Origin of the sequence: Psychroflexus curvus (genome assembly GCF_020164585.1) — a bacterium.
GTDB classification, from domain to species: domain Bacteria; phylum Bacteroidota; class Bacteroidia; order Flavobacteriales; family Flavobacteriaceae; genus Psychroflexus; species Psychroflexus curvus.
The window spans coordinates 190,425-215,487 of the sequence record NZ_JAIQZF010000002.1 but is presented as its reverse complement, the minus strand read 5'-3'; the positions used below and the strand labels follow the sequence as shown (position 1 = coordinate 215,487).

General features: G+C 39.0%; 23 protein-coding genes. 14 read left to right on the top strand and 9 right to left on the bottom strand.

Features of this window, described 5'->3' with window-relative positions:
• The first annotated feature begins 27 nt into the window (after positions 1-27).
• The 3 genes from hppD (at position 28) to LB450_RS03185 (ending at position 2,601) form a co-directional block, all read left to right on the top strand.
• Complete coding sequence (gene hppD, locus LB450_RS03195) at positions 28-1,167, top strand: 4-hydroxyphenylpyruvate dioxygenase (RefSeq protein ID WP_224486413.1); 1,140 nt, start codon at positions 28-30, stop codon at positions 1,165-1,167.
• Between the two features lie 129 nt (positions 1,168-1,296).
• The gene (locus LB450_RS03190) at positions 1,297-2,064 is read left to right on the top strand and encodes a DUF3108 domain-containing protein (protein WP_224486412.1); all 768 of its coding nucleotides are present in this window, start codon (positions 1,297-1,299) and stop codon (positions 2,062-2,064) included.
• Between the two features lie 36 nt (positions 2,065-2,100).
• The gene (locus LB450_RS03185) at positions 2,101-2,601 is read left to right on the top strand and encodes a UpxY family transcription antiterminator (RefSeq protein WP_224486411.1); all 501 of its coding nucleotides are present in this window, start codon (positions 2,101-2,103) and stop codon (positions 2,599-2,601) included.
• Here LB450_RS03185 and LB450_RS03180 read toward each other — a convergent pair.
• Positions 2,590-3,951 carry a DUF5723 family protein gene (locus LB450_RS03180; protein ID WP_224486410.1) on the bottom strand — a complete coding sequence of 454 codons (1,362 nt, stop codon included), beginning with the start codon at positions 3,949-3,951 and terminating at the stop codon, positions 2,590-2,592. The genes LB450_RS03185 and LB450_RS03180 overlap by 12 nt on opposite strands.
• Positions 3,948-4,475, bottom strand: coding sequence for a hypothetical protein (locus LB450_RS03175; RefSeq protein WP_224486409.1), 528 nt, complete (start codon positions 4,473-4,475; stop codon positions 3,948-3,950). Before LB450_RS03175 ends, LB450_RS03180 begins: the two co-directional genes overlap by 4 nt.
• Before the next feature lie 297 nt (positions 4,476-4,772).
• Between LB450_RS03175 and LB450_RS03170 the strand changes: the two genes are divergently transcribed.
• The gene (locus tag LB450_RS03170) at positions 4,773-5,252 is read left to right on the top strand and encodes a hypothetical protein (protein ID WP_224486408.1); all 480 of its coding nucleotides are present in this window, start codon (positions 4,773-4,775) and stop codon (positions 5,250-5,252) included.
• A gap of 261 nt (positions 5,253-5,513) precedes the next feature.
• Here the strand turns inward: LB450_RS03170 and katG are convergent, their stop codons facing one another.
• The 5 genes from katG to LB450_RS03145 form a co-directional block, all read right to left on the bottom strand.
• Positions 5,514-7,766 (bottom strand): catalase/peroxidase HPI, encoded by a 2,253-nt coding sequence (gene katG, locus LB450_RS03165; protein ID WP_224486407.1) that lies wholly within the window; start codon positions 7,764-7,766, stop codon positions 5,514-5,516.
• A gap of 223 nt (positions 7,767-7,989) precedes the next feature.
• Entirely contained in the window at positions 7,990-9,573 is a 1,584-nt protein-coding gene (locus tag LB450_RS03160; RefSeq protein ID WP_224486406.1) for a 4Fe-4S binding protein, read from the bottom strand.
• Between the two features lie 87 nt (positions 9,574-9,660).
• Positions 9,661-10,965: an NAD(P)/FAD-dependent oxidoreductase gene (locus LB450_RS03155; RefSeq protein ID WP_224486405.1), complete on the bottom strand. Its 1,305-nt coding sequence runs from the start codon at positions 10,963-10,965 to the stop codon at positions 9,661-9,663.
• Positions 10,966-11,043: 78 nt separating this feature from the next.
• Positions 11,044-11,751 (bottom strand): TIGR04283 family arsenosugar biosynthesis glycosyltransferase, encoded by a 708-nt coding sequence (locus tag LB450_RS03150; protein WP_224486404.1) that lies wholly within the window; start codon positions 11,749-11,751, stop codon positions 11,044-11,046.
• 5 nt (positions 11,752-11,756) lie between these two features.
• Positions 11,757-12,485 carry a DUF547 domain-containing protein gene (locus LB450_RS03145; RefSeq protein ID WP_224486403.1) on the bottom strand — a complete coding sequence of 243 codons (729 nt, stop codon included), beginning with the start codon at positions 12,483-12,485 and terminating at the stop codon, positions 11,757-11,759.
• A gap of 251 nt (positions 12,486-12,736) precedes the next feature.
• On the opposite strand from LB450_RS03145, the gene cysQ reads away from it, so the two are divergent.
• From cysQ to rodA, 10 genes are all read left to right on the top strand, one after another.
• Complete coding sequence (cysQ, locus tag LB450_RS03140) at positions 12,737-13,537, top strand: 3'(2'),5'-bisphosphate nucleotidase CysQ (protein ID WP_224486402.1); 801 nt, start codon at positions 12,737-12,739, stop codon at positions 13,535-13,537.
• Positions 13,534-14,127: an adenylyl-sulfate kinase gene (gene cysC / locus LB450_RS03135; protein ID WP_224486401.1), complete on the top strand. Its 594-nt coding sequence runs from the start codon at positions 13,534-13,536 to the stop codon at positions 14,125-14,127. The genes cysQ and cysC overlap by 4 nt, the downstream gene beginning before the upstream one ends.
• A gap of 4 nt (positions 14,128-14,131) precedes the next feature.
• Positions 14,132-15,037, top strand: coding sequence for a sulfate adenylyltransferase subunit CysD (cysD, locus tag LB450_RS03130; protein WP_224486400.1), 906 nt, complete (start codon positions 14,132-14,134; stop codon positions 15,035-15,037).
• 55 nt (positions 15,038-15,092) lie between these two features.
• Positions 15,093-16,349 (top strand): sulfate adenylyltransferase subunit 1, encoded by a 1,257-nt coding sequence (locus LB450_RS03125; protein WP_224486399.1) that lies wholly within the window; start codon positions 15,093-15,095, stop codon positions 16,347-16,349.
• 424 nt (positions 16,350-16,773) lie between these two features.
• Positions 16,774-18,306, top strand: a complete 1,533-nt coding sequence (purH, locus tag LB450_RS03120) for a bifunctional phosphoribosylaminoimidazolecarboxamide formyltransferase/IMP cyclohydrolase (protein ID WP_224486398.1) — start codon at positions 16,774-16,776, stop codon at positions 18,304-18,306.
• Positions 18,307-18,340: 34 nt separating this feature from the next.
• Entirely contained in the window at positions 18,341-19,369 is a 1,029-nt protein-coding gene (locus LB450_RS03115) for a rod shape-determining protein (protein ID WP_224486397.1), read from the top strand.
• Between the two features lie 9 nt (positions 19,370-19,378).
• Positions 19,379-20,203, top strand: coding sequence for a rod shape-determining protein MreC (gene mreC / locus LB450_RS03110; protein WP_224486396.1), 825 nt, complete (start codon positions 19,379-19,381; stop codon positions 20,201-20,203).
• Positions 20,204-20,707, top strand: coding sequence for a rod shape-determining protein MreD (mreD, locus tag LB450_RS03105; protein ID WP_224486395.1), 504 nt, complete (start codon positions 20,204-20,206; stop codon positions 20,705-20,707).
• On the top strand, positions 20,704-22,572 hold the full coding sequence (mrdA, locus tag LB450_RS03100) for a penicillin-binding protein 2 (RefSeq protein ID WP_224486394.1): 1,869 nt from the start codon (positions 20,704-20,706) through the stop codon (positions 22,570-22,572). The genes mreD and mrdA overlap by 4 nt, the downstream gene beginning before the upstream one ends.
• Positions 22,573-22,574: 2 nt before the next feature.
• Positions 22,575-23,825, top strand: coding sequence for a rod shape-determining protein RodA (gene rodA, locus LB450_RS03095; RefSeq protein ID WP_224486393.1), 1,251 nt, complete (start codon positions 22,575-22,577; stop codon positions 23,823-23,825).
• 5 nt (positions 23,826-23,830) lie between these two features.
• On the opposite strand, the gene rimM is transcribed toward rodA, so the two are convergent.
• Both rimM and LB450_RS03085 read right to left on the bottom strand, forming a co-directional pair.
• Positions 23,831-24,361, bottom strand: a complete 531-nt coding sequence (gene rimM, locus LB450_RS03090) for a ribosome maturation factor RimM (protein WP_224486392.1) — start codon at positions 24,359-24,361, stop codon at positions 23,831-23,833.
• Between the two features lie 12 nt (positions 24,362-24,373).
• Complete coding sequence (locus LB450_RS03085; protein ID WP_224486391.1) at positions 24,374-24,952, bottom strand: 30S ribosomal protein S16; 579 nt, start codon at positions 24,950-24,952, stop codon at positions 24,374-24,376.
• Positions 24,953-25,063: the final 111 nt, after the last annotated feature.

Genomic DNA, 25,063 nt, shown 5'->3' with positions numbered 1-25,063 from the left:
ATAAAAAAATAAAATAAAAATACACCAATGAGTACAGATACCACCAGCCAAAAACTACCAAAAGTCAATGCTAAAGCAGAGGATTTTTTACCCATTCTGGGAACTGATTTTGTTGAACTTTATGTCGGCAACGCTAAACAATCCGCCTATTATTATCAGACCGCCTGGGGCTTCCAGCCAGTGGCTTATGCTGGTTTAGAAACAGGCAAAAAAGACACGACGTCTTATGTCTTACAGCAAGGCAAGATACGATTGGTGCTCACCAGTCCTATGGGCGATGGTGGCGATATCAACCGGCATATCAGCGAGCATGGAGACGGCGTAAAATTCGTTTCTCTTTGGGTGGATGATGCCACCAAAAGTTTTGAAGAAACGGTGAAACGCGGAGCCAAACCTTATGCCGAGCCTTACACGATTGAAGATGATCACGGGAAGGCTGTTATTTCTGGAATACATACCTACGGTGAAACCATTCACCTGTTTGTAGAACGAAAAGACTATGCCGGACCGTTTTTGCCAGGTTATAAAGCCTGGACCAAGGACTATAAAACCGAAGGTGTAGGCCTTAAATACATCGACCATATGGTAGGAAATGTGGGCTGGAATGAGATGAACAAATGGGTGAACTTTTATGCCGATGTGATGGGATTTGCTCAGTTGCTGTCCTTCGATGACAAGGATATTTCTACGGAATATACCGCACTGATGAGTAAAGTGATGAGCAACGGAAACGGACGAATAAAATTCCCGATCAATGAGCCTGCTGAAGGCAAAAAGAAATCTCAAATTGAAGAATATATCGATTTTTACAATGGTGCTGGCGTACAACACATAGCGGTGGCTACAGATAATATCATTGAAACCGTAAGTGAATTGCAGCGCCGGGGTGTAGAGTTCTTGAACATTCCTGAAACCTACTACGACACTGTCTTAGAACGAGTAGGTGAGATTGACGAAGACTTAGCCCCGCTCAAAGAGCTAGGCATTTTGATAGATAGCGATGATGAAGGTTATCTGTTACAAATATTTACTAAGCCAGTTTTGGACAGACCAACCATGTTTTTTGAAATTATACAACGTAAAGGAGCACAGTCTTTTGGAAAAGGCAACTTCAAAGCTTTGTTTGAAGCTATAGAGCGGGAACAGAATTTAAGAGGAACTTTATAACCATTTTTATACTCAACAATCTAAAAGCCTCTCACAGATAAGTAGGCTTTTAGATTGGTTATTAAAGTCGTCATAAAATAAAGGCATGTTAATTGATATTATAGAAATTTGAACAAAGCCTATAAATCTATGAAATTAATTTTAAGCACTTTTTTTATCTTTTGGACTCTTTTCGGATTTAGCCAATCTGCTTACGAAGAGGGCGAATGGCTTAGTTTTAAAATTAAATATGGCTGGTTCAATACCAGCACCGCCAGCCTGAAGGTAGAGAAAGCCAACTTAGATGGGGAAGAGGTTTTCCATGTTGTAGGAACTGGAAAAAGCGTAGGACTACTGGATCTTTTTTTTAAGGTAAGAGACCGGTATGAAACTTATATTACTGAAGACGAAGGTTTACCCTTAAAGTTTATAAGAGACATCAATGAAGGAGGTTATGAGAAAAATAAGGAATTGTTTTTCGATCACTCTACCAATCGGGTAAAGGTGGTCGACCATAAACACAGTACTACAGAATCTTTCGACTTTAAGACCAACACTCAGGATATGCTTTCTGCCTTTTATAAGCTTAGAAATACAATAAACGTTAATGAAATAGAAGCGGGGCAGGAATTTAATTTGAATATGTTTTTTGATAATGAAAATTATGATTTCAAGACCAAATTTCTGGGGCCTGATACCATAAAAACAAAATTTGGCAACATAGCTGCTTTAAAATTCAGACCTTATGTCAAGGCTGACCGTGTATTTGAAGAAAGCGAGAGCCTTACCTTTTGGGTCTCTGCAGATAAAAATAAAATCCCTTTAAAAATTAAAGCAGATTTGACTGTGGGCTCCCTTACCGCGGAGCTAGATCAATTTAAAGGTCTGAAACACCCGTTTAAAATTATTATGGACTAATACTAAAATTGAGTTCAGAAATCATAACTAATTTATATGAATCCCCAATCTAATACATCTTCTCATTGGTTTGTCCTTTATACCAAACCAAGAGCCGAAAAAAAACTTACTGAACAACTTATTCAAGACGGAATAGAAGCCTATTGCCCTACTCAGGTGGAAATAAAACAATGGAGCGACCGCAAGAAAAAAGTGGAAACTCCAGTATTGCCTTCAATGATTTTGGTGAATATCCCAGACCAGGAGAGACATCAAGTTTTCAACAGAACCCACGCCTTAAGGTACCTGTATTGGTTAGGAAAACCCGCCACGGTCACTTCCGAAGAAGTAGAGAGTTTAAGATCCATAACGGAAGACAGTCAGTTTGAAAGTCAGGAATTACAAAGCCTAAAGCCAGGAGAAAAACTGGATATGACGGCCATGGGTTTTGAACAAATACAGGGCACTGTAAAATATGTAAATGCAAAAGAGTGCTGGATAGTCCTAGAAAATGTGGGCTACGTTGTCAAATTCAAAAAAAGTCAATTAGAGTTTTAAATTCAATCCAAATTGGTAGGCCAGAGCTTTGGCATTATAAATATTACTGAAGTGATTGAGACGGTCCACATTTATAAATAGATTGACTTTCCAAACATCCAAAGCAAGTCCGCCTCCATAATTGAGTCTGTTAAATTGATCTGTACCTAAACTCACTTTGACATAAAACACATCCCAAAGTCTTCTCTGATACATCGCATTAAGGCTATAAAATAAATTTCCAGCACTTAACATACTAAACCCATGTAAGCTCAGGGCTTGGTTTCCGGAGCTCCTTCGGATTGGATTGTAGGCACAGTCAGAGCGACTCGTTTCCTTTCCAAATCTATAACTTAAACCCAAATTCAGTTTAGCAGGCTGCACATAAGTATAAGGGTCTGAAGTGTTTTCCGTCGGAAGACTTTCCACGATTTCGTCCTTTAGATTTTGATAATAAAGGATAACGCCTTCGCCAGCTGCGAAATCAGGAAACTGAATATTGAGACCCTCATAGTCGAAATAACCCCGAGTGATATTATTTCTAGTATCTTCAGAAAATTGTATAAATCCAAGATCCAACAGACTGGCAGTAAACTCAAGTCGTTCACTGAAGTTATAAGATAGCCCAAAGTCTAATCCAAAGCCTAAATTAGAACCGATTAATAAATCACCCGGAGCCAAATCATCTGCATTATCTATTCCAGTACTATTAAATTGCAAGTTCAAATTTCTAATGCTTTGATCGAGCAAAATTCCGGTTCCACTGGCTCCAGATACAAAAAATCCACTATTTTTTGTCGAGCTTGTATTTACGCTTGATGTGTAAAGTTTTACTCGAGCACCCAGATGCAGGTTTTCATTCATCTGCTGATTCACTCCAAAATGAAAAACAGTCTGCAAATTTGCTGCAAAATTGATTTGACCAATGTCATAACTTCTGTTTTGGCCAGCATTTCCAAAATATGCTAAGTCAATCAAATCTTTTGGAAGGTTCACAACAGCATTGCTTTCCTGATAAACTCCAGCAGAATAATACCTCTTTTTATGTCTGAAACCAATATTAATGAGATCCAGTTTTTGATTAAAGGCTGCAAAATCTTTAGACGAAATACTATTGATGGCTTCCGTTATGTTAGTGTTCAAATTATTGGCATTGAAAATATCGTCAACGGTCAATGCTGTATTTCCTACAGAAGCATAGATATTGGAAAGAACAGGCACCCCGATATGAAAATCTGTTTTTTCATAAGCCGCACCAGGATTCAACATCAAAGACTGAGGGTTATGGGTTTGGTTATAAAGCAAATGCTTATTCTGACTCCATAAAGAATTACAAACCACCAAAAAAAGAAGAAAAAATGTGAACCTCATTCTCCTGTGAATAAATAGCTTGCTTCCGCAATACATTTTAATTGCATGCTTCCAGTATTGGTAGCCGCCGAAGCTTGGGTTACAAAAAACTCTGCCCTTACACTTGTGATGATCCTCTCAATTTCTGCTGGACCCAAAACTACTGTAAAGTTTTTAATACTAGGGCTTCCTTCAGCACCAGCAGGAATAGGTTCTGAAACTCTAAAGGTTTCTAGATCATTGACATCATAAAAAACAAAATTCAGATTTTGCACTCTGTCAATACTGTTTTCAGCCAAAACCTCAAATTTTAAACCCACCAGATCCTCATTGACCTCTTTATTCAAAAAATCTACATCGATGAAATCATGTAAAGTGTTAGGAACGGGAGTTGACTCATTCCCAGTATTGATCAGTTCAGCTGAATATTGGGTTTGAAAAAGATTGACTTCAAAAGTGGGGGTAGCTTCAAAATCCTCATCATTGAAAGACCTGTCGTCTGTACAACTAAGGAAAAATAGACAGGTTATTATGAGGCATTTCATGCTGTTCAAAACGTCGTATTCAAATTACAGTTTGTGATAACTTAATAACGAAAATAAACAAAACTTGTTATTAAAGATAAGATTAATTGTAGAAAACCGTGTTAAGACAGGTTTTCCTTTTCTATAATCAACGCTAAGTAAAAAAAATACCATCTTCTCAACTCCGAAAGTTAAGTTGATAAAGCTCCGGGCTTAACAATTCTATCCATCCCTCAGGTTTTCGTTTTATACTAATCTCTTTAGTACCTTTTCAAGAAAAAGCGTAACTTTAGATAAACCATCCATTAATCTTTAAAAATGAAACCAATCGGACACATCTTTTTTTTCTTACTGCTTCTCACCTCCACATTATCCTTATCACAAGACATTACCGTGAATCAGAATGCATGGGGTTATGAATTCAAACAAGGCGACCAGGAACTCACCTGGAAGGAACTCCTCAAAGAAACTGAATCTGACCTAGAGAGTTATGACCTCATCAAAAGGGCTCAATCTCAGAATACCTTATCCACTATTTTCGCGTTTGCAGGAGGAGCCTTTGTAGGTATTCCCGTTGGACAAACTATTGGAGACGGTGAACCCAGCTGGGTTCTGGCCATTGCTGGGGGAGCCTTGATAGCTGTGGCTATTCCCTTATCTTCCAGATCCAAAAGAAATTTGGAAGAGGGAATATCTCAATACAATGCCCGAACTAAATCCTCCTTCCTCAGGGGATTTCAACCTGAGGTTAGTCTGGTTGGGAGTGCTACTGGTGTAGGTTTGAGGGTGAGGTTTTGAATGTAACCTAAATTTACAATACATCTTCGAACTGCTCATCTCACCCTCAAGCTTCCTTTACATACAAATCTCTATCGCTATGGAGTCTGAAGCTAGCTCTACAGATTGAGAAATGTATCGCAAAACATCAAATCAACGGAGGCAAAATCTCCCTAAATATTAAGAATCTCTAAGCAGATGAGTGTTTTTTTAGAAGGCAGATTAAACTTAAAAAAGGTGACTTGTTTCCAAATCACCTTTTCACTTATCTATTCTTAGAACTTAATCCAAATCGTATCGGTCCAGATTCATGACTTTATTCCATGCTTTCGCAAAATCCTTAACGAATTTTTCATCAGCATCGGAACAGGCATAAACTTCGGCAAGTGCTCTCAATTCTGAATTGGATCCAAAAATAAGGTCTGCTCGTGTTCCGGTCCATTTTCTTTCGCCGCTGTTGCGATTGGTTCCCTCAAATAAAGACTCTTCTTCGTTCAAGGCTTTCCAGGTGGTTCCCATATCCAATAAATTGGTAAAGAAGTCGTTGGACAGCACCTCTGGTCGATCTGTGAAAATACCGTGTTTGGAATGGTCATAATTGGTATTTAAAGCTCTCATACCTCCTATCAGCACGGTCATTTCGGGTGCTGTAAGTGACAATAAGTTTGCTCTGTCTATCAATAATTCTTCTTCCGTGACTTTAGGATAGCCTTTGGTATAGTTTCTAAATCCATCGGCTCTAGGTTCTAAGGCCTCAAAAGAGTCGATTTCAGTTTGCTCTGCTTTGGCGTCGGTTCTTCCAGGATAGAACGGGATGTGGATGTCGTGACCGGCTTTTTCGGCTGCTTTTTCAACAGCAGCATTACCACCAAGAACAATAAGATCTGCCAAGGAAACTTTTTTATTTCCATCCTGAGTCTTATTAAAATCAGTCTGGATACGTTCTAAAACCCCAAGCACTTTGAGTAACTGGTCTGGGTTATTCACTTCCCAGTTTCTCTGTGGCTCAAGTCGAATGTGAGCTCCGTTGGCACCACCACGCTTATCTGAATTTCTAAAGGTTGATGCCGATGCCCACGCTGTGGACACCAATTCTGATATGGATAATTTTGAATCCAGGATTTTATCTTTCAATTTTTCAATGTCTGAATCATTGATGAGTTCATGGTCTACTTTAGGTACCGGATCCTGCCAGTTGAACTGCTCTTTAGGAACATCCGGACCTAAATAACGTTCAATAGGCCCCATATCACGGTGCATCAATTTATACCATGCTTTGGAATAAGCTTCTGCAAATTCCTCCGGGTTCTCATGAAAATGTCTTGATATCTTTTCGTAAGCAGGATCTTCTTTTAAGGCAATATCTGTTGTCAGCATAAAAGGAGCATGCTTTTTATCGGGATTATGCGCATCCGGAATCGTTCCTGCTCCTGCATTGTCTTTGGGCTTCCACTGGTGAGCTCCAGCCGGACTTTTGGTCAATTCCCATTCGTATTTAAATAGGTTCTCAAAATATTTGTAAGTCCATTGCGTAGGCGAATCGGTCCAAGCACCTTCTAGCCCACTTGTTATGGTGTCTTCGCCTTTACCTGTTTTATAATTGTTTTTCCAGCCTAAGCTTTGCATTTCCATAGGGGCACCTTCCGGTTCTGCTTCTACATATTCTAAATCGCTAGCAGCACCGTGAGTTTTACCAAACGTATGTCCGCCGGCAATAAGAGCAACGGTTTCATAATCATTCATCGCCATACGTCCAAAAGTCACACGAATATCGTGAGCTGCACCCATTGGGTCTGGCTTTCCGTTAGGTCCTTCCGGGTTAACGTAAATCAATCCCATGTGCGAAGCTGCTAATGGATTTTCCAATTCACCTTCAGAATAACGTTCCTGATTGTCTAACCACTCTTTTTCGGACCCCCAGTACACATCTTCTTCTGGCTGCCAGATGTCTTCACGACCTCCGCCAAATCCCTGCATTTCCAGACCCATAGATTCATGAGCTACATTTCCTGTAAGAACAATCAAATCTGCCCAGGATAATTTTCTGCCGTATTTTTTCTTAATGGGCCAAAGCAGTAATCTTGCTTTATCTAGATTGGCATTGTCTGGCCAGGAATTGAGTGGAGCAAAACGTTGTGAACCCGATCCTGCTCCACCTCTTCCGTCTTGAATTCTATAGGTACCCGCGGCATGCCATGCCATACGAATAAAAAATGGTCCGTAATGTCCATAATCTGCCGGCCACCAGTCCTGACTAGTCGTCATCAATTCTTCAATGTCTTTTTTGACGGCTTTGAGGTCTAAAGATTTAAACTCTTCGGCATAGTTGAAGTCCTCATCCATAGGATTGGCCATAGATGAATTTTGTCTCAGTATATTTATATTTAAAGAATTAGGCCACCATTCTTTAGCACTGTACCCACTACCTGCGGCTCCTTTCATATCTCCATTAAGAAATGGACAACTGGCAGAAGAGGAATTCACATCCCAAACCTGTGCTTTTTTTTCATTGTTAGAATCTTTCATGTCTTTCATAATGAGCAAATTTTAATTTAGTATAAAGAAAACGTATTTAATCCTAAGTTATATATAAGATTAATCTATTAAATCAATCCTGTTATAAGAAAACCTGATTTTAAATTCCTCCTCAATAAAGCTAAGTAATTATTAAACATTTCAAAAAAGATTTATGCTTTCTTTATAAATACAAATCGCCTTCTCAGGCTGAGAAGGCGATTTGCCAAACTAGTAAATACTTTTATTTCTGATTCACCAGATCCATCAAATCCACATCGTTACCTAGCAGCACATCTTTAGAATTGATTCTTCCCTTAGGATCGTCATTTTCTAATTTTAAAACGCCTCGCGGACAAACCGAAGCACAAATGCCACAACCCACACAGGAAGATCTAACGATGTTTTCCCCTTTTTGGGCGTAAGCTCTTACATCGATGCCCATTTCGCAATAGGTGGAGCAGTTCCCGCAGGAAATACATTGTCCTCCGTTGGTTGTAATTCTAAATTTTGAAAACAACCGCTGTTGAAATCCTAAAATCGCTGCCATAGGGCAACCAAATCTACACCAAACCCGGTTTCCAAAAATGGGATAAAAGCCTACCCCAACTACTCCGGAGAATATCGCACCAATCACAAAGCCATAAGTAGAACGTAAGGTTTCAGATTCAAAAAGGAAGATTTTAGAAGTCATTCCTGAGAAGTGCAAAGCAATTAAAGATAAAATCAGAATAAAAAACCCGATAGCTGCATACTTAGCATCGTTTTGAAGTTGCTCTCTTTTATAAACCATTACCCAGGCAAATACAATGGATAACAGGCTGGCCACACTTATTAAAAAGGCGGTTCCCGAAAGCCAGTAGCCGCCATTATTAAGATAAGAATACACCACAGCCGTTGTCATAACCACCACAAAAACAACCACAGAATGCACCAACCAACGTTCCAGTTTCCAGGCATTTTGTGATTTATCACTCAAGTGGCGAAACGGATCCCCGGCAGTTTCTGCCAGACCTCCGCAACCACACACCCAGGAGCAGTACCAGCGCTTACCATATTTATAGGTAAGAATGGGAGTAATCACTAAAATGGATGCAACTCCAAAAATTAATAAGGCAATACCAATAGTCCCTGCACTAAGCATGTCATCTACCCTATACTGTTCAAAGTTGTAGTAATTCAGTGGCCAGATGTTGACCAGATTATAATATGGCAAAGAAAAATCATCTCCATTGAGTCTTGCCATCACTTCAGGGATGATAAAGGCAAACCCCAACTGGAAAAACATCACCGAAAATGTCCTTAAACGCTGATAACTGTTATGTCGATACTTCCAAAGGAATTTAAAACCAAATCCAAGAATGGCCAGTGTGTACAAGGTTCCATAAACAAACCACTGGCTGGCCGGATTACCACTCAAAGCCTGGCTTAAAGGATCAAATAAAGAAACGACACCTGTATTTGCTCCGTCACTGTTCAATCCAAGCAGGCTGGGATAAAAATATAGAATGATGTAAAATCCAGTAAAAACAAGACCTAGAATATAAGCCCAGAACCCTCGGTTGGTTAAAGATTTAAAGTAAACCCCGTCATTTTTGATGCCTGCTGTTTTGCCGGCATAACTGGCTTTGGTGTACCAGACAATACCAGCAGCCACCATCGCCAGGGATAAGCTTAACCACAAGACTTTAGGTTGAAAACCGATATTGAATACCGACAAGGTCATTATAAAGAGTCCTACAAGTCCCAGGGCTGCAGATAATTTTTGCTGTACAGACAGGGCTTCCGGGCTATTTCCTGTGACAGACATATTCACATCTAAACTCATAATTTATTTTTCTTATTGATTTCAAAACTTTCGTCCAGACCTCACAGTCCCCAAAGCTTTGGGGACTGTGAGGTCTGATTTCGACATTCAAACATTAACTTCCTGTTTTTTATAGGCATCAAGTATCTCATTTTCATGCTGTTCAAAAAACTCCGGATCAAAATTGGCTAACTTTAAGTTCTTAATCACCTCATCTACGGTCGCTTCCTGCGTCAACCAATGGTCAAACACCTCGTGTCTTAATCGGATGCCAAAAGTATTGATGCCTTTAAAAATCTTTGAGTCCTCTTCAAAATGGATATGAATACATTTTTTACCATCCTCAGCTTCCCAGTAAAAATCGGAATGTCCATCCTTGGGTATATGGAAAACCCAGCCGTAAGTCTGGTATTCAATATCAAAAAATTTGGCAGAATTGAACCAGTGTCCAGGCTTATAGGTCATGGGATTTCCACATAAGGTCTGTGCCAGAGTTTCTCCCATCATTCGGCCTGTATACCACACGGCTTCAATCGGGGGCCTATTTCCAATAGGCTCACGTTGCTCAGCACAGTCGCCAATCGCATAGACATCTGGTTCGCTGGTTTCCAGCATTCGATTGACTAATACGCCGCGATTTAATTCAATTGTACTGGACTTTAGAAAATCTGTGTTTGGAGAAACACCAGCGGTAAGGCCTACTAAATCGCAGTTTATGACCTCCCCGGTTTCCTGAATTCTCACAGCTTTCACCTTTCCGTTGTCATCACTTAGGATTTCGTCAAGATTGACATCTAGTCTCAAATCGATACCATGTTCTTTAATATGCCGTTCTAACAGCCGGGCCTCTTCATCGGGTATAACATTACTCCAGAAATGCTCTTCTCGAACCAGGAAAGTGACAGGGATGTTTCTGGTCGAAAGCATTTCTGCTAGCTCAACACCAATTAAGCCTCCACCTATAATTACTGCGCGTTTGCAAGCTTTATTATTGGGTGCGTAATGCTCAAGCTGTTCGAGATCCTGCTTACTCACAAGTCCAATCACGCCTTTGGAATCCTGACCTGGCCAACCAAATTTATTTGGCTTAGACCCACAGGCAATCACTAGTTTATCATAGGAAAATTCTTCTCCGGAGTCCAGTTTTAGCTGTTTCTGTTTTACATCAACATGCTCCACATGAGCTTGTTTCAACTCCAGTCTGTTTTTCTTCCAGAATTTATCTTCATAAGGTTTCAAATGATTCCACTTCATATGACCCATATACACGTACATCAAGGCTGTACGTGAGAAAAAATGCTCACTTTCAGAAGAAATCAGCGTGATGCGCTTATCGGATTGTTTACGGATATGTCGCGCCAAAGTCACTCCTGAAATACCATTCCCTATGATAACAATATGTTCTTGTTTCAAACTCTTCAGGTTTTAATTATACACTAGTCGGTTGTTTAGTGCTGAAATTACTAAAGTTTATTCAAAAGTAAAGCAATCTCAGGCTTTAGTCGGTGTATTATTAATATGCTTTTCATAAAACCTGTAAAGTTCTTCTGAAGAAGCCCCGAGCCATTTTTTAAAATAAATCCCCCAAAACAGAAGTTGTAATTTTAGAATACCTTTCTCCTCAAAGCGCCTGGCAGAGGTTAAAATCCACTGTGGAATCACATCAAAACGGGTGTGTTCATAAATGGGTTTTAAGATTTCATGGTCCTCATAAATCAGGAAGTCTTCATCATAACCCCCAATATTTTCGAAAAGCGATTTGGTGACAAACAGACTTTGATCTCCTCCTCTGCACGATCTGGCTCTAAACTTTGTCAGCCAACTTATAAATTTCAACCAGAGGTGATTGCTTCTGAATTTCATTTGAAAACAACCCGCCTCGTGTCCGTTTTTGATAGAATTGACAATCATTTCATCAAAATTTTGAGGCGGAAAAGAGTCGATATGAAGGAAATACAAAATTTCACCTGTAGCTTGTTTTGCTCCAAAATTCATCTGTCTTGGTCGTCCTTTGGGGCTTACGTAAACCTGGATACCTCTTACAGCTCTAGCTTTTTCAATCGTATGATCATCACTCCCTCCATCGATGACCAGGATTTCACCCACCCATGAAGAGGCGCTTATTTTCTTCTGAATTTGTTGCAGGTTGGCTTCAATAATTTCAGCTTCATTATACACAGGGATGATAATACTAATCATTCAGTTTACATTTCGTTCAACTTCCAGGAATATGACAAATAACTAACAGAGGCATTTTCACTGATGTTTTCATCAGAATAAGAGTTGATAAATTTGATGACAGAATTTCCATCGGTTTCAAAATCGGAGGCATACCATTTAAAAATCTTGGACAGTTCAACGTCCGTCCTGGATAATTTATTTTTATTTGAATTTACAAAAGATCTGGCCGCAGCATTCAGTTGTTCATCCAATTTGGACGCTACATATGCTTCATCAGCCAACTTTGGACAGGATTCTGAAGCACAGTTCACCGCGAAATGCACTCTGGGATCTCCCATTTTCAACAGCATTCCTTTTTCAATATCATCCAAAGAATAAGCTTTCCGGCCAATTTTTGCAAACTCTGTACTGAATGGATTACTAAAAAATCCGCCGATGTCTCGTATGCTTTCCAGGGGATAATTGTCGATGATCAACTTGACAGTATAAGCATTATAAGCGTTGATGAGATACGCTTTTTTTTGAGCTTGGGTCCACGACTTATCTGGTGGGTTTTCATTGAGCAAGCTCAAATAAGCATCCAGTCTCTTTTCGTTTTGCTTCAAAGCTTTGTAATTGACATTCCCATCAGCATCCACATAGGTTTCAAGTAGTTGATTCCATTGCTGGTGCTGATGAATATCCTGAGCCTGCAGTGGATTTGTTCCTAATATCAACGAGGAGACTAAAATGATCTGGCGGAAAATTCTCATAGGTTTTCATTTATGTAAGACAATCGAGAATACGAATTTCATTATAAGTCGTCAATTATCAATCCAACTTTCATCAAATTCAGAATAAATTTAACACAGAAATAATTTGATTCCAATTTGAATAGTCTACTAAATTGGTAGAAATTATATACTTTTGAAAATTGTTTTATTTAAAATTAGCTAAATCCCTGGAAACAAGACTTAAAGTGAGTTTGAATGAAATGAATTCTGAACGATCAATCTAAAAATTAATGCACGAAAATTACCTCAAAGCTATTGAAGCTTCTATAAAAGCTGGAGATGCCATCATGGACATCTACCAGCAGGATTTTGATGTGGAATACAAAGACGATGCGTCTCCACTCACCCAAGCCGACAAAAATGCGAATGCAGTGATCATGTCCTATTTAGAGACGACTTCCATCCCTATCATAAGCGAAGAAAATAAACAAACCGATTATGCTGAAAGGAAATCCTGGACACATTGCTGGATTGTAGATCCGCTGGATGGTACCAAAGAATTTGTAAAGAAAAACGGAGAATTCACCGTCAACATAGCTTTGATAGATCAGCAAAAACCGGTGTTTGGAGTTATCTATGTTCCAGCCCAGCGCTTGCTTTATGTGGGTGATGTTGAAACTGGACAAGCGTTTAAAGTTGAAGTTCTTGAAGGAAATTACAGTGTAACCGATCTGTTGAAAGCGGCAAAACCTCTGGAACCCAGCAAAAATTCAAATCCGTTGAGAGTGGTAGGAAGTCGATCTCACATGAACCAGGACACGCTGGATCATGTTGAAGCCTTAAAGAAAAAACATCAAAAACCAGTAGAAATCGTTTCCAAAGGAAGTTCCTTAAAATTCTGTTTGGTTGCAGAAGGTCAGGCGGATGTCTATCCGCGTTATGCGCCAACTATGGAATGGGATACCGCCGCTGGGCAAGCTATTTGTAAAGCTGTAGGCCTGGAAGTGATAAGCCTGGACACCAACCAGGAAATGCTCTACAATCGGGAGAACTTACTGAACGGCTACTTTCACGTAAAAACAGAATTATGAGCGAAAATATAGTCATCCACGATTACGACATAGCGAGATCGCATAGAAATAAAGTGAACGGGCACGAGTCTTTCGTGCTTTGGTTTACGGGCTTATCTGGCTCCGGAAAGTCAACCATCGCCAATAAAGTAGAAGAAGAATTGTTTTACAAAGGCATCACCACTTATGCTTTAGATGGTGATAACATCAGAAGCGGCATCAATAAAGGACTGGGGTTTACCAAAGAAGACCGGCTGGAAAACTTAAGACGTATTGCTGAAGTCGCTAAATTATTTGTAGATGCCGGAGTCGCTACCATAGCTGCTTTTGTGTCTCCCTTAATTTCTGACCGTGAACAGGTAAAACGAATCGTTGGAGAAAAGGATATCATCGAGGTTTTTGTAGACACCTCTCTCGAAGAATGCGAGCGTCGCGATGTTAAGGGACTTTATAAAAAAGCAAGAGCCGGAGAAATCAAAAATTTTACAGGAATCGATGCGCCTTACGAGGCCCCCAAAACCCCTGAAATTCATATCGAAACTGAAACTACTGAAGTGGATGAAGCTGTCCAAATCATTATAAATTATTTAGAAGAAACCCATAGAATATAACTTCATGAGCACGTATTATTTAAATTATCTAGAAGAATTAGAATCTGAAGCCATCTTTATTTTGAGAGAAGTATGGGCTCAATTTCAAAATCCGGTTATTTTATTTTCTGGAGGAAAAGATTCAATACTGGTCACGCATTTAGCCAAAAAAGCCTTTCATCCAGCTAAAATTCCGTTCGCCTTAATGCACGTGGATACAGGACATAATTTCCCTGAAGCCATTCAATTTAGGGATGATATCGTCGAAAAACTTGGCGTCAATTTGATTGTAGGTTCGGTTCAAAAATCGATTGATACAGGTAGAGTAGCTGAAGAAAAAGGTAAGAATGCAACCAGAAACGCTTTACAAATCACCACTCTTCTCGACACTATCGAAGAACATAAAATTGACTGTGCCATTGGTGGGGGTCGTAGAGATGAAGAAAAAGCAAGAGCCAAAGAACGTTTCTTCTCGCATAGAGATGAGTTTGGACAATGGGATCCCAAAAACCAACGTCCAGAACTTTGGAATCTGCTCAACGGAAAATACTTTGAAGGAGAGCATTTTAGAGCTTTTCCTATAAGCAACTGGACCGAAATGGATGTGTGGAATTACCTCACCAAGGAAAACATTGAAATCCCGTCCTTGTACCTGGCTCACGAACGTGAAGTGGTGAAGAGAAATGGATCCTGGATTCCCAATTCAGACTATTTGGTTCTGGAACCTAAGGAAGAAATCGTCACTAAGAAAATTCGTTTTAGAACACTTGGAGACATCACCATTACCGGCGGAATAGAGTCTGATGCGGATACCATGGAGAAAATTGTGGAAGAAGTCTCTACCATGAGAGAAACCGAACGCGGTAACCGAAGCGATGACAAACGTTCTGAAACCGCCATGGAAGACCGTAAAAAAGACGGTTACTTCTAAACCGATTATTTCTTGAAACAACATTATAATTCTGATTACAAAACTGACTCATACGATGAAAATAGATAAAAATCAACTGCTAAGATTTACTACCGCTGGTAGCGTAGACGATGGAAAAAGCACGCTTATTGGAAGATTGCTTTACGATTCCAAATCCATTTTTGAAGACCAGCTCGCTGCTGTAGAAAATTCAAGCAAGCAAAAAGGCATTGAAGGTGTTGACCTTGCCATGTTTACAGATGGTCTCAAGGACGAGCGAGAACAAGGCATTACCATAGATGTCGCCTACAGGTACTTTACCACACCAAAACGTAAATTCATCATCGCCGACACGCCAGGTCACATTCAATACACCAGAAACATGGTGACTGGAGCTTCTACAGCAAATGCGGCCGTTGTTCTTATAGATGCCAGACATGGCGTGATAGAACAAACCAAAAGACATACGTTCATCGCTTCATTATTGAATATTCCCCATATTATTGTGTGCATTAATAAAATGGATTTGGTAGACTATTCTGAAGACACCTTCAACACTATTGTGGAGCAATTTGAAGAGTTTTCTTCAAAATTGTTGATTAAAGATGTGCGTTATATTCCCATTAGTGCGTTGGATGGTGATAATGTGGTGAATCGATCACAAAATATGTCTTGGTTCCAGGGTTCACCAATGCTACACGAGTTGGAAACCCTACACATCAGCAGTGATATCAACAAAATAGATGCGAGATTTCCTGTACAGACGGTTTTGAGACCACAACGAAAAGGCTTCGAAGATTACAGAGGTTACGCTGGAAGGATTGCTAGTGGAATTTACCGAGTAGGCGATGAAATAGCTGTCCTACCCTCCGGATTTACGTCTAAAATTAAAAGTATCAATGTTGGAGAAAAGGAAGTTGAAGAAGCTTTCGCTCCCATGTCTGCCGCTATGACTCTGGAAGATGATATCGACATTAGTCGAGGGGATATGATTGTGAAAGTGAACAATCAGCCAGAGCTATCTCAGGAATTCGATGTGATGCTGTGCTGGTTGAACAATTCTCCTGTAAAGCCAAGAGCAAAATACACAATCATGCATACGTCCAACGAGCAAAAAGCAGTGATTAAAGACATTGTTTACAAAATGGACGTCAACACTTTCAAAAGAAATGAAGCCGATAAAGATTTAAAGATGAATGACATTGCTCGAGTAAAACTAAAAACGTCTCATCGCTTGATGCTGGATAGTTACAGAGATAACAGAAATACAGGCAGTATTATCCTGATAGATGAGTCTACCAAGGAAACCGTGGCTGCGGGGATGATCGTATAGACCAGGATATAAACTCGTCACTTGAGTTTATAATGAACTAGTCGAGTGGTTGCTAAAGTTAGGTTTTTAGTAAACCCCAATAGTTTCCTCTATTTTTTAATGCAAGCTGAACATTTTTGAATAATTAATTTTAATCTTTTTTTCTTTGACTAATCCTAAAGTTTCGAAAGAAAAAAGACTAGTCTCAAAATAGACCCCACAGTCCCCAAAGCTTTCGGGACTGTGGGGTCTAAGTGAGGTTTACCACCTTAACCTGTCTTATACCAAGACAGGTTTTTTTAGTGAAGCTAGATGCTGAAACACGTTCAGCATGATAACACTTCTTGTTTTTCAGGGCTGTTTTTTTTTATAAATAATTGAGAGCCAACAATTAAATATTCCTCAACAAAGTCCTACTTTTGCAACATCTAAAAATAATCTTAAAATGGCTCAAGCAAAAGGAATAAAATCTGCTTTAATATCGGTATATCACAAAGAAGGTTTGAAACCCATTGTCAAAATTTTAAACCAGTTAGGTGTCGAAATATACTCTACAGGTGGTACTGAAAAGTTCATCACTGATCTTGGAATAAACGTTATTCCTGTTGAAGATATTACCTCATATCCATCTATTCTTGGAGGTCGTGTTAAAACGCTTCACCCTAAAGTTTTTGGTGGAATTTTAAACCGGGCTGATCATACTCAGGATCAGGAAGAATTAAAGGCTTACGATATTCCTCAAATTGATCTGGTTATTGTCGATTTATATCCTTTTGAAGACACTGTTGCTTCAGGAGCTAATGAGCAGGATATTATTGAAAAAATAGATATTGGAGGAATTTCTTTGATTCGTGCTGCTGCCAAGAACTTTAAAGACGTGCTTTGCATTTCTTCAAGAGCAGATTACGCTTCTTTTGAAGAGATGCTAAAAGAAAACAAGGGCGTTGTAAGTCTTTCACAAAGAAAGAATTTCGCAGCCAAAGCCTTTCAGGTTTCTTCGCATTACGACACAGCGATATTCAATTATTTTAATACTACTGAAGCTATCCGTAGTCACAAACAAAGTTTTGATAAAGGCAAAGCATTGCGCTACGGTGAAAACCCTCATCAACAGGGCTTTTTCTTTGGTGATTTTGACAAGGTTTTCAATAAACTTCACGGCAAAGAATTGTCTTATAATAACTTGTTGGATGTAGATGCTGCTGTGAATTTGATGTCAGAATTTTACCAGGAAGCTCCAACTTTCGCCATTTTAAAACACAACAACGCCTGTGGTTTGGCCCAAAGAAATAACATTCACCAGGCTTATGTAGATGCTTTAGCTGGAGATCCCGTTTCTGCTTTTGGAGGAATTTTGATTTCAAACTCAGAACTAGACAAAGCCACTGCTGAAGAAATTCATAATCTCTTTTGTGAGGTCGTGATTGCACCAAGCTACACCGATGAAGCTTTAGAAATCCTCACGAAAAAGAAAAACAGAATTATTTTGGTTCAAAACGTGTTTCAATTTTCAGATAAAATAGTCAGAACTTGCCTCAATGGCGTTTTGGTTCAGGATAGAGATGCCAAAACAGATGCTGTAGAGGATTTGAAAACAGCAACAAACTTATCGCCTAATGAGGCTCAGGTAGAAGACTTATTATTTGCTTCCAAAATATGTAAACATACCAAGTCCAACACTATAGTTCTGGCCAAAGACAAACAATTGCTGGCAAGTGGCACAGGGCAAACTTCCAGGGTAGACGCCTTAAACCATGCTATTGAAAAGGCTTTGAACTTCAAATTTGACTTAAGGGATTCAGTCATGGCAAGCGATGCTTTCTTCCCTTTTCCAGATTGCGTAGAGATTGCCGGCAATGCAGGGATTACTTCTGTCATCCAACCAGGAGGATCTATTAAAGATGAATTGAGCATCGATTATTGCAACGAAAATAATATTTCTATGGTAATGACCGGAACACGCCATTTTAAGCATTAATTAATTAACTTTATCCTCTTCAAATTATAAACACATGGGATTTTTTGATTTTCTTACCGAAGATATAGCCATAGATTTAGGAACGGCTAATACACTTATTATTCACAATGATAAAGTAGTTGTAGACAGTCCTTCTATAGTCGCCCGAAATCGATTAACAGGAAAAATTATAGCGGTAGGAAAAGAAGCTGCTATGATGCAGGGGAAAACGCATGAGAACATCAAAACTGTTCGTCCGCTTAAAGATGGTGTCATTGCAGATTTTGATGCCAGTGAACAGATGATAAGTATGTTCATTAAAGAAATACCTGCGCTTAAAAAACGTCTTTTTACGCCTTCACTTCGTATGGTGATTTGTATTCCAAGCGGCATTACCGAAGTAGAAATGCGAGCCGTAAAAGATTCTGCAGAACGTGTTAATGGCAAAGAAGTTTATCTTATCCATGAACCTATGGCAGCAGCGATTGGTATAGGGGTTGACATTATGCAGCCCAAAGGAAACATGATTGTAGATATAGGTGGAGGTACTACAGAAATTGCTGTGATTGCTCTTGGCGGTATTGTTTGTGATAAATCTGTAAAGATTGCTGGTGATGTATTCACCAACGATATTATATATTTTATGCGAACTCAGCACAACCTATTTATAGGGGAACGCACTGCCGAGAAAATTAAAATACAAATTGGTTCAGCTACCGAAGATTTGGAAACTGCTCCAGAAGACATGAGGGTTCAAGGGCGAGATTTATTGACCGGGAAACCTAAACAAGTTGAAATTTCATTTAGAGAAATCGCTAAAGCACTGGATAAATCTATCCTAAGAATTGAAGATGCTGTTATGGAAACCTTATCTCAAACCCCTCCAGAATTGGCAGCAGATATTTACAATACAGGTATTTACCTTGCTGGCGGAGGATCTATGCTAAGGGGCCTGGACAAGCGTTTATCCCAAAAAACAGACTTACCTGTTTACATAGCCGAGGATCCTTTGAGAGCCATTGTAAGAGGAACAGGAATAACCCTAAAGGATTTAGAAAGATATAAAGCTGTCCTCCTAAAATAGACCTAAGTTATGCAGCAAATCATTTTATTTCTTATTAAAAATAAGACAGGTTTGGTGTTTATTATTCTCACGACGATTGCCTTAGGACTCACTTTTCAGGCACATACTTACCACAACAGCAAACTGGTTTCCTCTGCTAATTTTATCTCTGGAAATGTGTTGGGCACTTCTGAAAGTGTGTATCAATACTTTAGTCTGAAAACTCAAAATGAAATTCTTTTAGAAGAAAATAAAACCTTAAGAAAAAGGCTTTTGAATACAACTTTGGCTGAAGATACCTTGCAGCCAACATTAGATTACATCACTGATACTTTATACCGAATTCAAAAAGCTAAAGTGATCTCGAACTATTACGATAAGATCGATAATTACCTTCTAATTGAAGGCGGAACCAATGACAGTATTAAAGAAGATCTGGGCGTTATTACCAGCAAGGGCATCATCGGTATTGTGATAGATACAAGTAAAGAGTTTTCCAGGGTCATTTCAATTCTAAACACCAACACATCCATCAATGCTAAACTCAAAAAAACCAATCATTTCGGAACCCTGACCTGGGACGGAAAAGATCCTAATATCATGAGTTTGGTAGATGTTCCAAGATCTGCACCAGTAAATCTGGGAGACACAATAACCACTGGAGGTCGTTCTTTAATTTTTCCTGAAGACGTCCCCATAGGCATAATAAATGATTTTGAACTGAATGAAAATCTTGGTTATTATACTATTTCTGTGAAGCTATTCAATGATATGACAAATTTGAAACACATTTATGTCATCGAGGATACCAGAAAAGAAGAAGCTTACGAATTATTAAATCCCTCCCAGCCTTAGATGAAAACCTATTTTATAAATAGTATCAGGTTTGTTTTGCTCATCTTGGTTCAAGTAATGATCTTGAATCATTTTGAAGTTTTCGGCTATATCAATCCCTACATTTACCCCTTACTTATCATCCTTCTACCTTTTAATATTAATTCTATCCAGAAGCTTTTGCTTGCTTTTGTTCTGGGAATATGCATAGATATTTTTGAAGACAGTGGTGGTATCCATGCCGCTGCAACTTTAGTCATTGCTTACCTGAGGCCCTTGTTCTTAAGAAATGCATTTGGCTTGAGCTACGACTACCAAACTTTAAAATTTTATGATGCCCCGTTTAGATCTAGATTGGTCTACGTTAGCTTCATGGTAATCATACATCATGTTGTTCTTTTCTCTTTAGAAATCTTTAGTGTTAATCATTTACTATATCTTTTAGAAAAAATTGTTTATTCTTCAATTTTTAGTATTATACTGATAATGATTACTTTAAACTTAATTCGAAAGAACCGTAAATGAGAAAATTATTACCTATCCTCTTAGTGAGTTTTACTGCTTTCCTTTTTCTGATTCGTCTGTTTTATTTGCAAGTCCTAAATGAAAATTACGATGAGGTCTCCACAAATATATCTGTCCGTAAAGTTTACGACTATCCACAGAGAGGTTATATATACGACAGAAATGGGAAGCTAATGGTTGGAAACCAGCCAGCCTATGATGTGATGGCAGTGCCCCTGGAGATTAAAGAATTTGACACTCTGGAATTAGCCAGCCTTTTGAAACTTACTCCAGAACGGCTCGAAACACAATTACAGAAAGCCTGGCGCTACTCCCCAAGACTAGCCTCTTTAATTACACCTCAACTCACTAAAAAAGAATATGCATATTTACAGGAGCGTATGCACAAATACGAAGGTTTTTACATTCAGAAGAGGTCATTAAGGGATTATAATGTAGACCACAGCTCCAATATTCTGGGATACATTGCCGAAGTTGGACAAGGAGAAATATCTCAAAACTCATATTACCAATCTGGTGATTTAAAAGGAAAACAAGGTGTTGAAGAGCAATACGAAAAAGTCTTGAGAGGGGAAAGAGGTGTAAAGCATTACCTACGAGATATTCATAATAAGAATATTAAACCCTTTAAAGAAGGTAAATTCGATACGCTTTCTCAAAAAGGAAGTGACCTGCACCTTACAATTGATGCGGAGCTTCAAGCTTACGGAGAACTTTTATTACAGGGAAAACGCGGAGGTATTGTAGCCATAGAACCAAGTACAGGGGAAATTTTGAGCTTGGTAACAGCACCCTCTTACGATCCGGATTTACTGGTGGGTAGAAAACGTTCTCGAAACTTCACCCGATTGTGGTATGACAGTATTAGTAAACCCCTTTATAATCGTGCACTACAAGCCACTTATGCTCCAGGTTCACCATTTAAGGCCTTAACCGGACTCGTTGCCTTGCAGGAAGGTGTTGTAGGGCTGAAAGAAAGTTTCAACTGCTATGGTGGTTATTCTTACGGAAGAGGAGCTAGAATGGGGTGTCACAATCATCCAAGCCCAGTCGAAATGGTAACGGGCATCGCTCATTCCTGTAATGCGTATTTTGCTCAGATCTATAGAAGAACAATTGAAAAGTACGACACGCCTCAAAAAGGCATAGATGTATGGCAAAAACATATGGCCAGTTTTGGCCTTGGAGATTATTTGGGCTATGACTTACCCGTAGGTAGCCCTGGTCTGTTACCAGATTCAGATTATTATAACAGAGCCTATAACTACCCTACTTATAAGTGGTATGCAAGTGCAACACTCTCCAATGCCATTGGGCAGGGTGAAGTGCTTACAACACCTGTTCAACTGGCCAATGCGACTGCGGCCATTGCTAACAAAGGCTGGTTTTACAGACCTCATATCATCAAGTCTGTTGCTGGCTCACCTATAGATGACGAAAAATATACAACCAAGCAGGTCACAACCATAGACAAAGAGCACTTCGAGCCTATCATACAAGGTATGCATGACGTGTTCAATTATGGAACAGCTTCTTACCTAAGAGTTCCAGGCATTGAAGTTTGTGGAAAAACAGGAACTTCCGAAAATTACACGGTTGTAGACGGCGAAAGAATGCAGCTTACAGATCACTCTATTTTTGTAGCCTTCGCCCCCAAAGAGAATCCAAAGATTGCCTTAGCCGTTTTTGTAGAAAATGGTTACTGGGGGTCCAGGTACGCTGGCAGAATCTCTAGTCTTATGATAGAGAAATACCTGAAAGACAAAATCGAAAGAAAAGACTTGGAAAAATGGATTCTTAGCAATACTTTGGAAGATGAATACGCCAAACCATATTCCGGAGAACCTTTTAAAATTAACCAGTAAAAATGCCCAAAACTTTACTGCAAATCGATTGGCTTACAATCCTTATCATAACTGTACTTATAGGATTTGGGTGGGTTAATATCTACTCAACTACCTTCATAAGTCTTGAAGAAAATATTTTTGATTTATCCAAAATCTACGGCAAACAGCTGATGTGGATTATTTTAGGGCTTGTCATTAGTAGTGTAATTCTTGCAATGGATAGTAAATTCTTCAAAAGGTTTGCGAATGTCATTTATATTTTTGCCCTCCTGTCCCTTATAGGGCTTTTTCTCTTCGGTAAAACTATTGCAGGGCAAACGGCATGGTATTCTTTCGGTGCTTTCAGTATTCAACCAGCCGAGTTTGTAAAAACCGCAGTAGCACTGGCATTAGCAAAATACATTAGTGAAATGGATAACGATTTGTCCAGGTTCACCTCTCAACTCAAAGGTTTCGCGATTATTGGCATACCATTAGCTCTTATCATGCTTCAGCCTGATGCCGGAAGTGCGGTCATTTATTTGGCTTTTATGATTCCCCTATACAGGGAAGGCTTACCTCATTTTTATATTAGCTTTGGATTCCTTGCTGCCGCTATTTTTATACTCACGCTTAAATTTGGGTTTAGCATTTTTGCTCCGGTTTTTGTTGCTGTATTTGTTATTATCTATCTTTTCAATAGAAAGAAAAAACCCAAATTGTGGCGGTATGCCTTAACCTTAATTTTTGCACTTGGCTTTTCGTATTCTGTAAATTTTATCCTTAATTCTGTTTTATTACCTCACCAAAAAGATAGATTTGATGTTCTCATTGGAGAAACCAACGACATTAAAGGTTCTGCTTTCAATCTTTACCAAAGCGAAGTTGCTATTGGTAGCGGGGGCTGGTCAGGTAAAGGCTGGCTAAAAGGCTCACAAACTCAAGGCCGATTTGTTCCAGAACAGCACACAGATTATATTTTTAGCACCGTTGGTGAAGAATGGGGATTTATGGGTACAAGTATAGTTATCCTCTTGTTTTCCATGCTTATTTTAAGATTGTTTCACTTAGCAGAACGCCAAAAAAGTCAATTTAGCAGAGTTTACGGTTACTCTGTTTTATCCGTGATTTTTGTTCATTTTTTCGTAAATATAGCCATGGTTATTGGCCTTTTCCCAACAGTAGGAATTCCTTTACCATTCTTTAGTTATGGGGGTTCAGGATTATGGGGATTTTTGATTCTGGTACTTATTTTTTTAAAGCTGGATGCTAAACGAAAAAGTCTGGATTAGAAACTCTAATCTTCCAGATACATATCGATTAAGCCTTCCGGAGTTTTGAAATAAATCACTTGTTCTTCCTTGTCAATTTTTTGAATAAACTTATCGTGTACAGGAATAATGATTTCTCTGCCATTAAAATCGATAAAGAAAAGCGCCTGCATGCTTTGGTCATTGACAAATTTAATCGAGCCTATCTCACCATGAACTTCATCCACAGCTTTAAAACCTATAATCTCATGATAGTAAAATTGATCAGGGCCCAATTTGGGGAGTTGAGATAAAGGCAAGTAAACATCTCTTTTGAGCAGGTCATCTGCATCTGCCTCTTCGTCCACTTCTTCAAGCTTAACACGAAGCAGGTTGCTTTTTTGTAAGTTAGATTTTTCCACAAAAAAAGGAATCAATTTATTGCGGTAATCCACAAAAATTGATTCCAGGTTTTCATAGAGTTCAGGTTCGTCGGTATCTAATTTGATTTGCAACTCACCCTTAAAACTAAATTTACTCACGATGTGACCTAAATAATAACACTGGTCTTTTGTCATCGCACTAAATTATTAGTCCTCTTTTTTAGTTTCTTCAGAAGATTCTTCTTCAGCAGGAGTTTCTGCTTCTGCCTCAGCTTCTGCAGCTGCAGCAGCTTTTGCATCTGCTTCTTCTTTAGCTTTAGCTTCTTCCTCTTCCTGAGCAGCTTTTGCTTCAGCTTCACGCTTAGCATTCACTTCTCTTTCGGCTTCCAATGCTTTTTGCTTTTCTGCATCTTTAGCTTTAGCAGCTTTTTCTTCAGCAGTAGATATTTTATCTTCTTTTTCAGACATCCAGGCTTCGAATTTCTTCTCTGCTTCTTCTTCTGTCAAGGCTCCTTTGTCAACGCCCGCTAGCAGGTGTTTTTTCATCAAAGCGCCTTTGTAAGATAAAATACGTTTTGCAGTGTCGGTTGGTTGTGCACCGTTTCTTAACCATTTCACAGACGAATCAATGTCTAGCTCAATAGTTGCAGGCTGAGTTACAGGATTGTAAATTCCTAATTTTTCAAGGTATTTACCATCTCTTTTTGAACGAACATCTGCAGCGACGATCCAGTAAAAAGGTTTTCCTTTCTTACCGTGTCTTTGTAATCTTATTTTAACTGGCATAAAAAATTAAATTTTGGAGTTCCCGACTCCTGTTATTAATAATGAGGTGCAAAAGTAAGTTTATTTTTTGAATTACAGAACTTTGACTTTAAGATAATTACAATCTCTTTT

What these genes read in the sequence shown, in the direction of transcription:
- purH (WP_224486398.1), top strand. Translation starts at nt 16,774, where the DNA reads ATGGCTCAAGCAAAAGGAATAAAATCTGCTTTAATATCGGTATATCAC.
- LB450_RS03145 (WP_224486403.1), bottom strand. Translation starts at nt 12,485, where the DNA reads ATGAGAATTTTCCGCCAGATCATTTTAGTCTCCTCGTTGATATTAGGA.
- cysQ (WP_224486402.1), top strand. Translation starts at nt 12,737, where the DNA reads ATGCACGAAAATTACCTCAAAGCTATTGAAGCTTCTATAAAAGCTGGA.
- mreD (WP_224486395.1), top strand. Translation starts at nt 20,204, where the DNA reads ATGAAAACCTATTTTATAAATAGTATCAGGTTTGTTTTGCTCATCTTG.
- rimM (WP_224486392.1), bottom strand. Translation starts at nt 24,361, where the DNA reads ATGACAAAAGACCAGTGTTATTATTTAGGTCACATCGTGAGTAAATTT.
- LB450_RS03160 (WP_224486406.1), bottom strand. Translation starts at nt 9,573, where the DNA reads ATGAGTTTAGATGTGAATATGTCTGTCACAGGAAATAGCCCGGAAGCC.
- rodA (WP_224486393.1), top strand. Translation starts at nt 22,575, where the DNA reads ATGCCCAAAACTTTACTGCAAATCGATTGGCTTACAATCCTTATCATA.
- mrdA (WP_224486394.1), top strand. Translation starts at nt 20,704, where the DNA reads ATGAGAAAATTATTACCTATCCTCTTAGTGAGTTTTACTGCTTTCCTT.
- LB450_RS03085 (WP_224486391.1), bottom strand. Translation starts at nt 24,952, where the DNA reads ATGCCAGTTAAAATAAGATTACAAAGACACGGTAAGAAAGGAAAACCT.
- LB450_RS03170 (WP_224486408.1), top strand. Translation starts at nt 4,773, where the DNA reads ATGAAACCAATCGGACACATCTTTTTTTTCTTACTGCTTCTCACCTCC.
- LB450_RS03185 (WP_224486411.1), top strand. Translation starts at nt 2,101, where the DNA reads ATGAATCCCCAATCTAATACATCTTCTCATTGGTTTGTCCTTTATACC.
- mreC (WP_224486396.1), top strand. Translation starts at nt 19,379, where the DNA reads ATGCAGCAAATCATTTTATTTCTTATTAAAAATAAGACAGGTTTGGTG.
- LB450_RS03175 (WP_224486409.1), bottom strand. Translation starts at nt 4,475, where the DNA reads ATGAAATGCCTCATAATAACCTGTCTATTTTTCCTTAGTTGTACAGAC.
- katG (WP_224486407.1), bottom strand. Translation starts at nt 7,766, where the DNA reads ATGAAAGACATGAAAGATTCTAACAATGAAAAAAAAGCACAGGTTTGG.
- LB450_RS03115 (WP_224486397.1), top strand. Translation starts at nt 18,341, where the DNA reads ATGGGATTTTTTGATTTTCTTACCGAAGATATAGCCATAGATTTAGGA.
- hppD (WP_224486413.1), top strand. Translation starts at nt 28, where the DNA reads ATGAGTACAGATACCACCAGCCAAAAACTACCAAAAGTCAATGCTAAA.
- cysC (WP_224486401.1), top strand. Translation starts at nt 13,534, where the DNA reads ATGAGCGAAAATATAGTCATCCACGATTACGACATAGCGAGATCGCAT.
- LB450_RS03180 (WP_224486410.1), bottom strand. Translation starts at nt 3,951, where the DNA reads ATGAGGTTCACATTTTTTCTTCTTTTTTTGGTGGTTTGTAATTCTTTA.
- LB450_RS03125 (WP_224486399.1), top strand. Translation starts at nt 15,093, where the DNA reads ATGAAAATAGATAAAAATCAACTGCTAAGATTTACTACCGCTGGTAGC.
- cysD (WP_224486400.1), top strand. Translation starts at nt 14,132, where the DNA reads ATGAGCACGTATTATTTAAATTATCTAGAAGAATTAGAATCTGAAGCC.
- LB450_RS03150 (WP_224486404.1), bottom strand. Translation starts at nt 11,751, where the DNA reads ATGATTAGTATTATCATCCCTGTGTATAATGAAGCTGAAATTATTGAA.
- LB450_RS03190 (WP_224486412.1), top strand. Translation starts at nt 1,297, where the DNA reads ATGAAATTAATTTTAAGCACTTTTTTTATCTTTTGGACTCTTTTCGGA.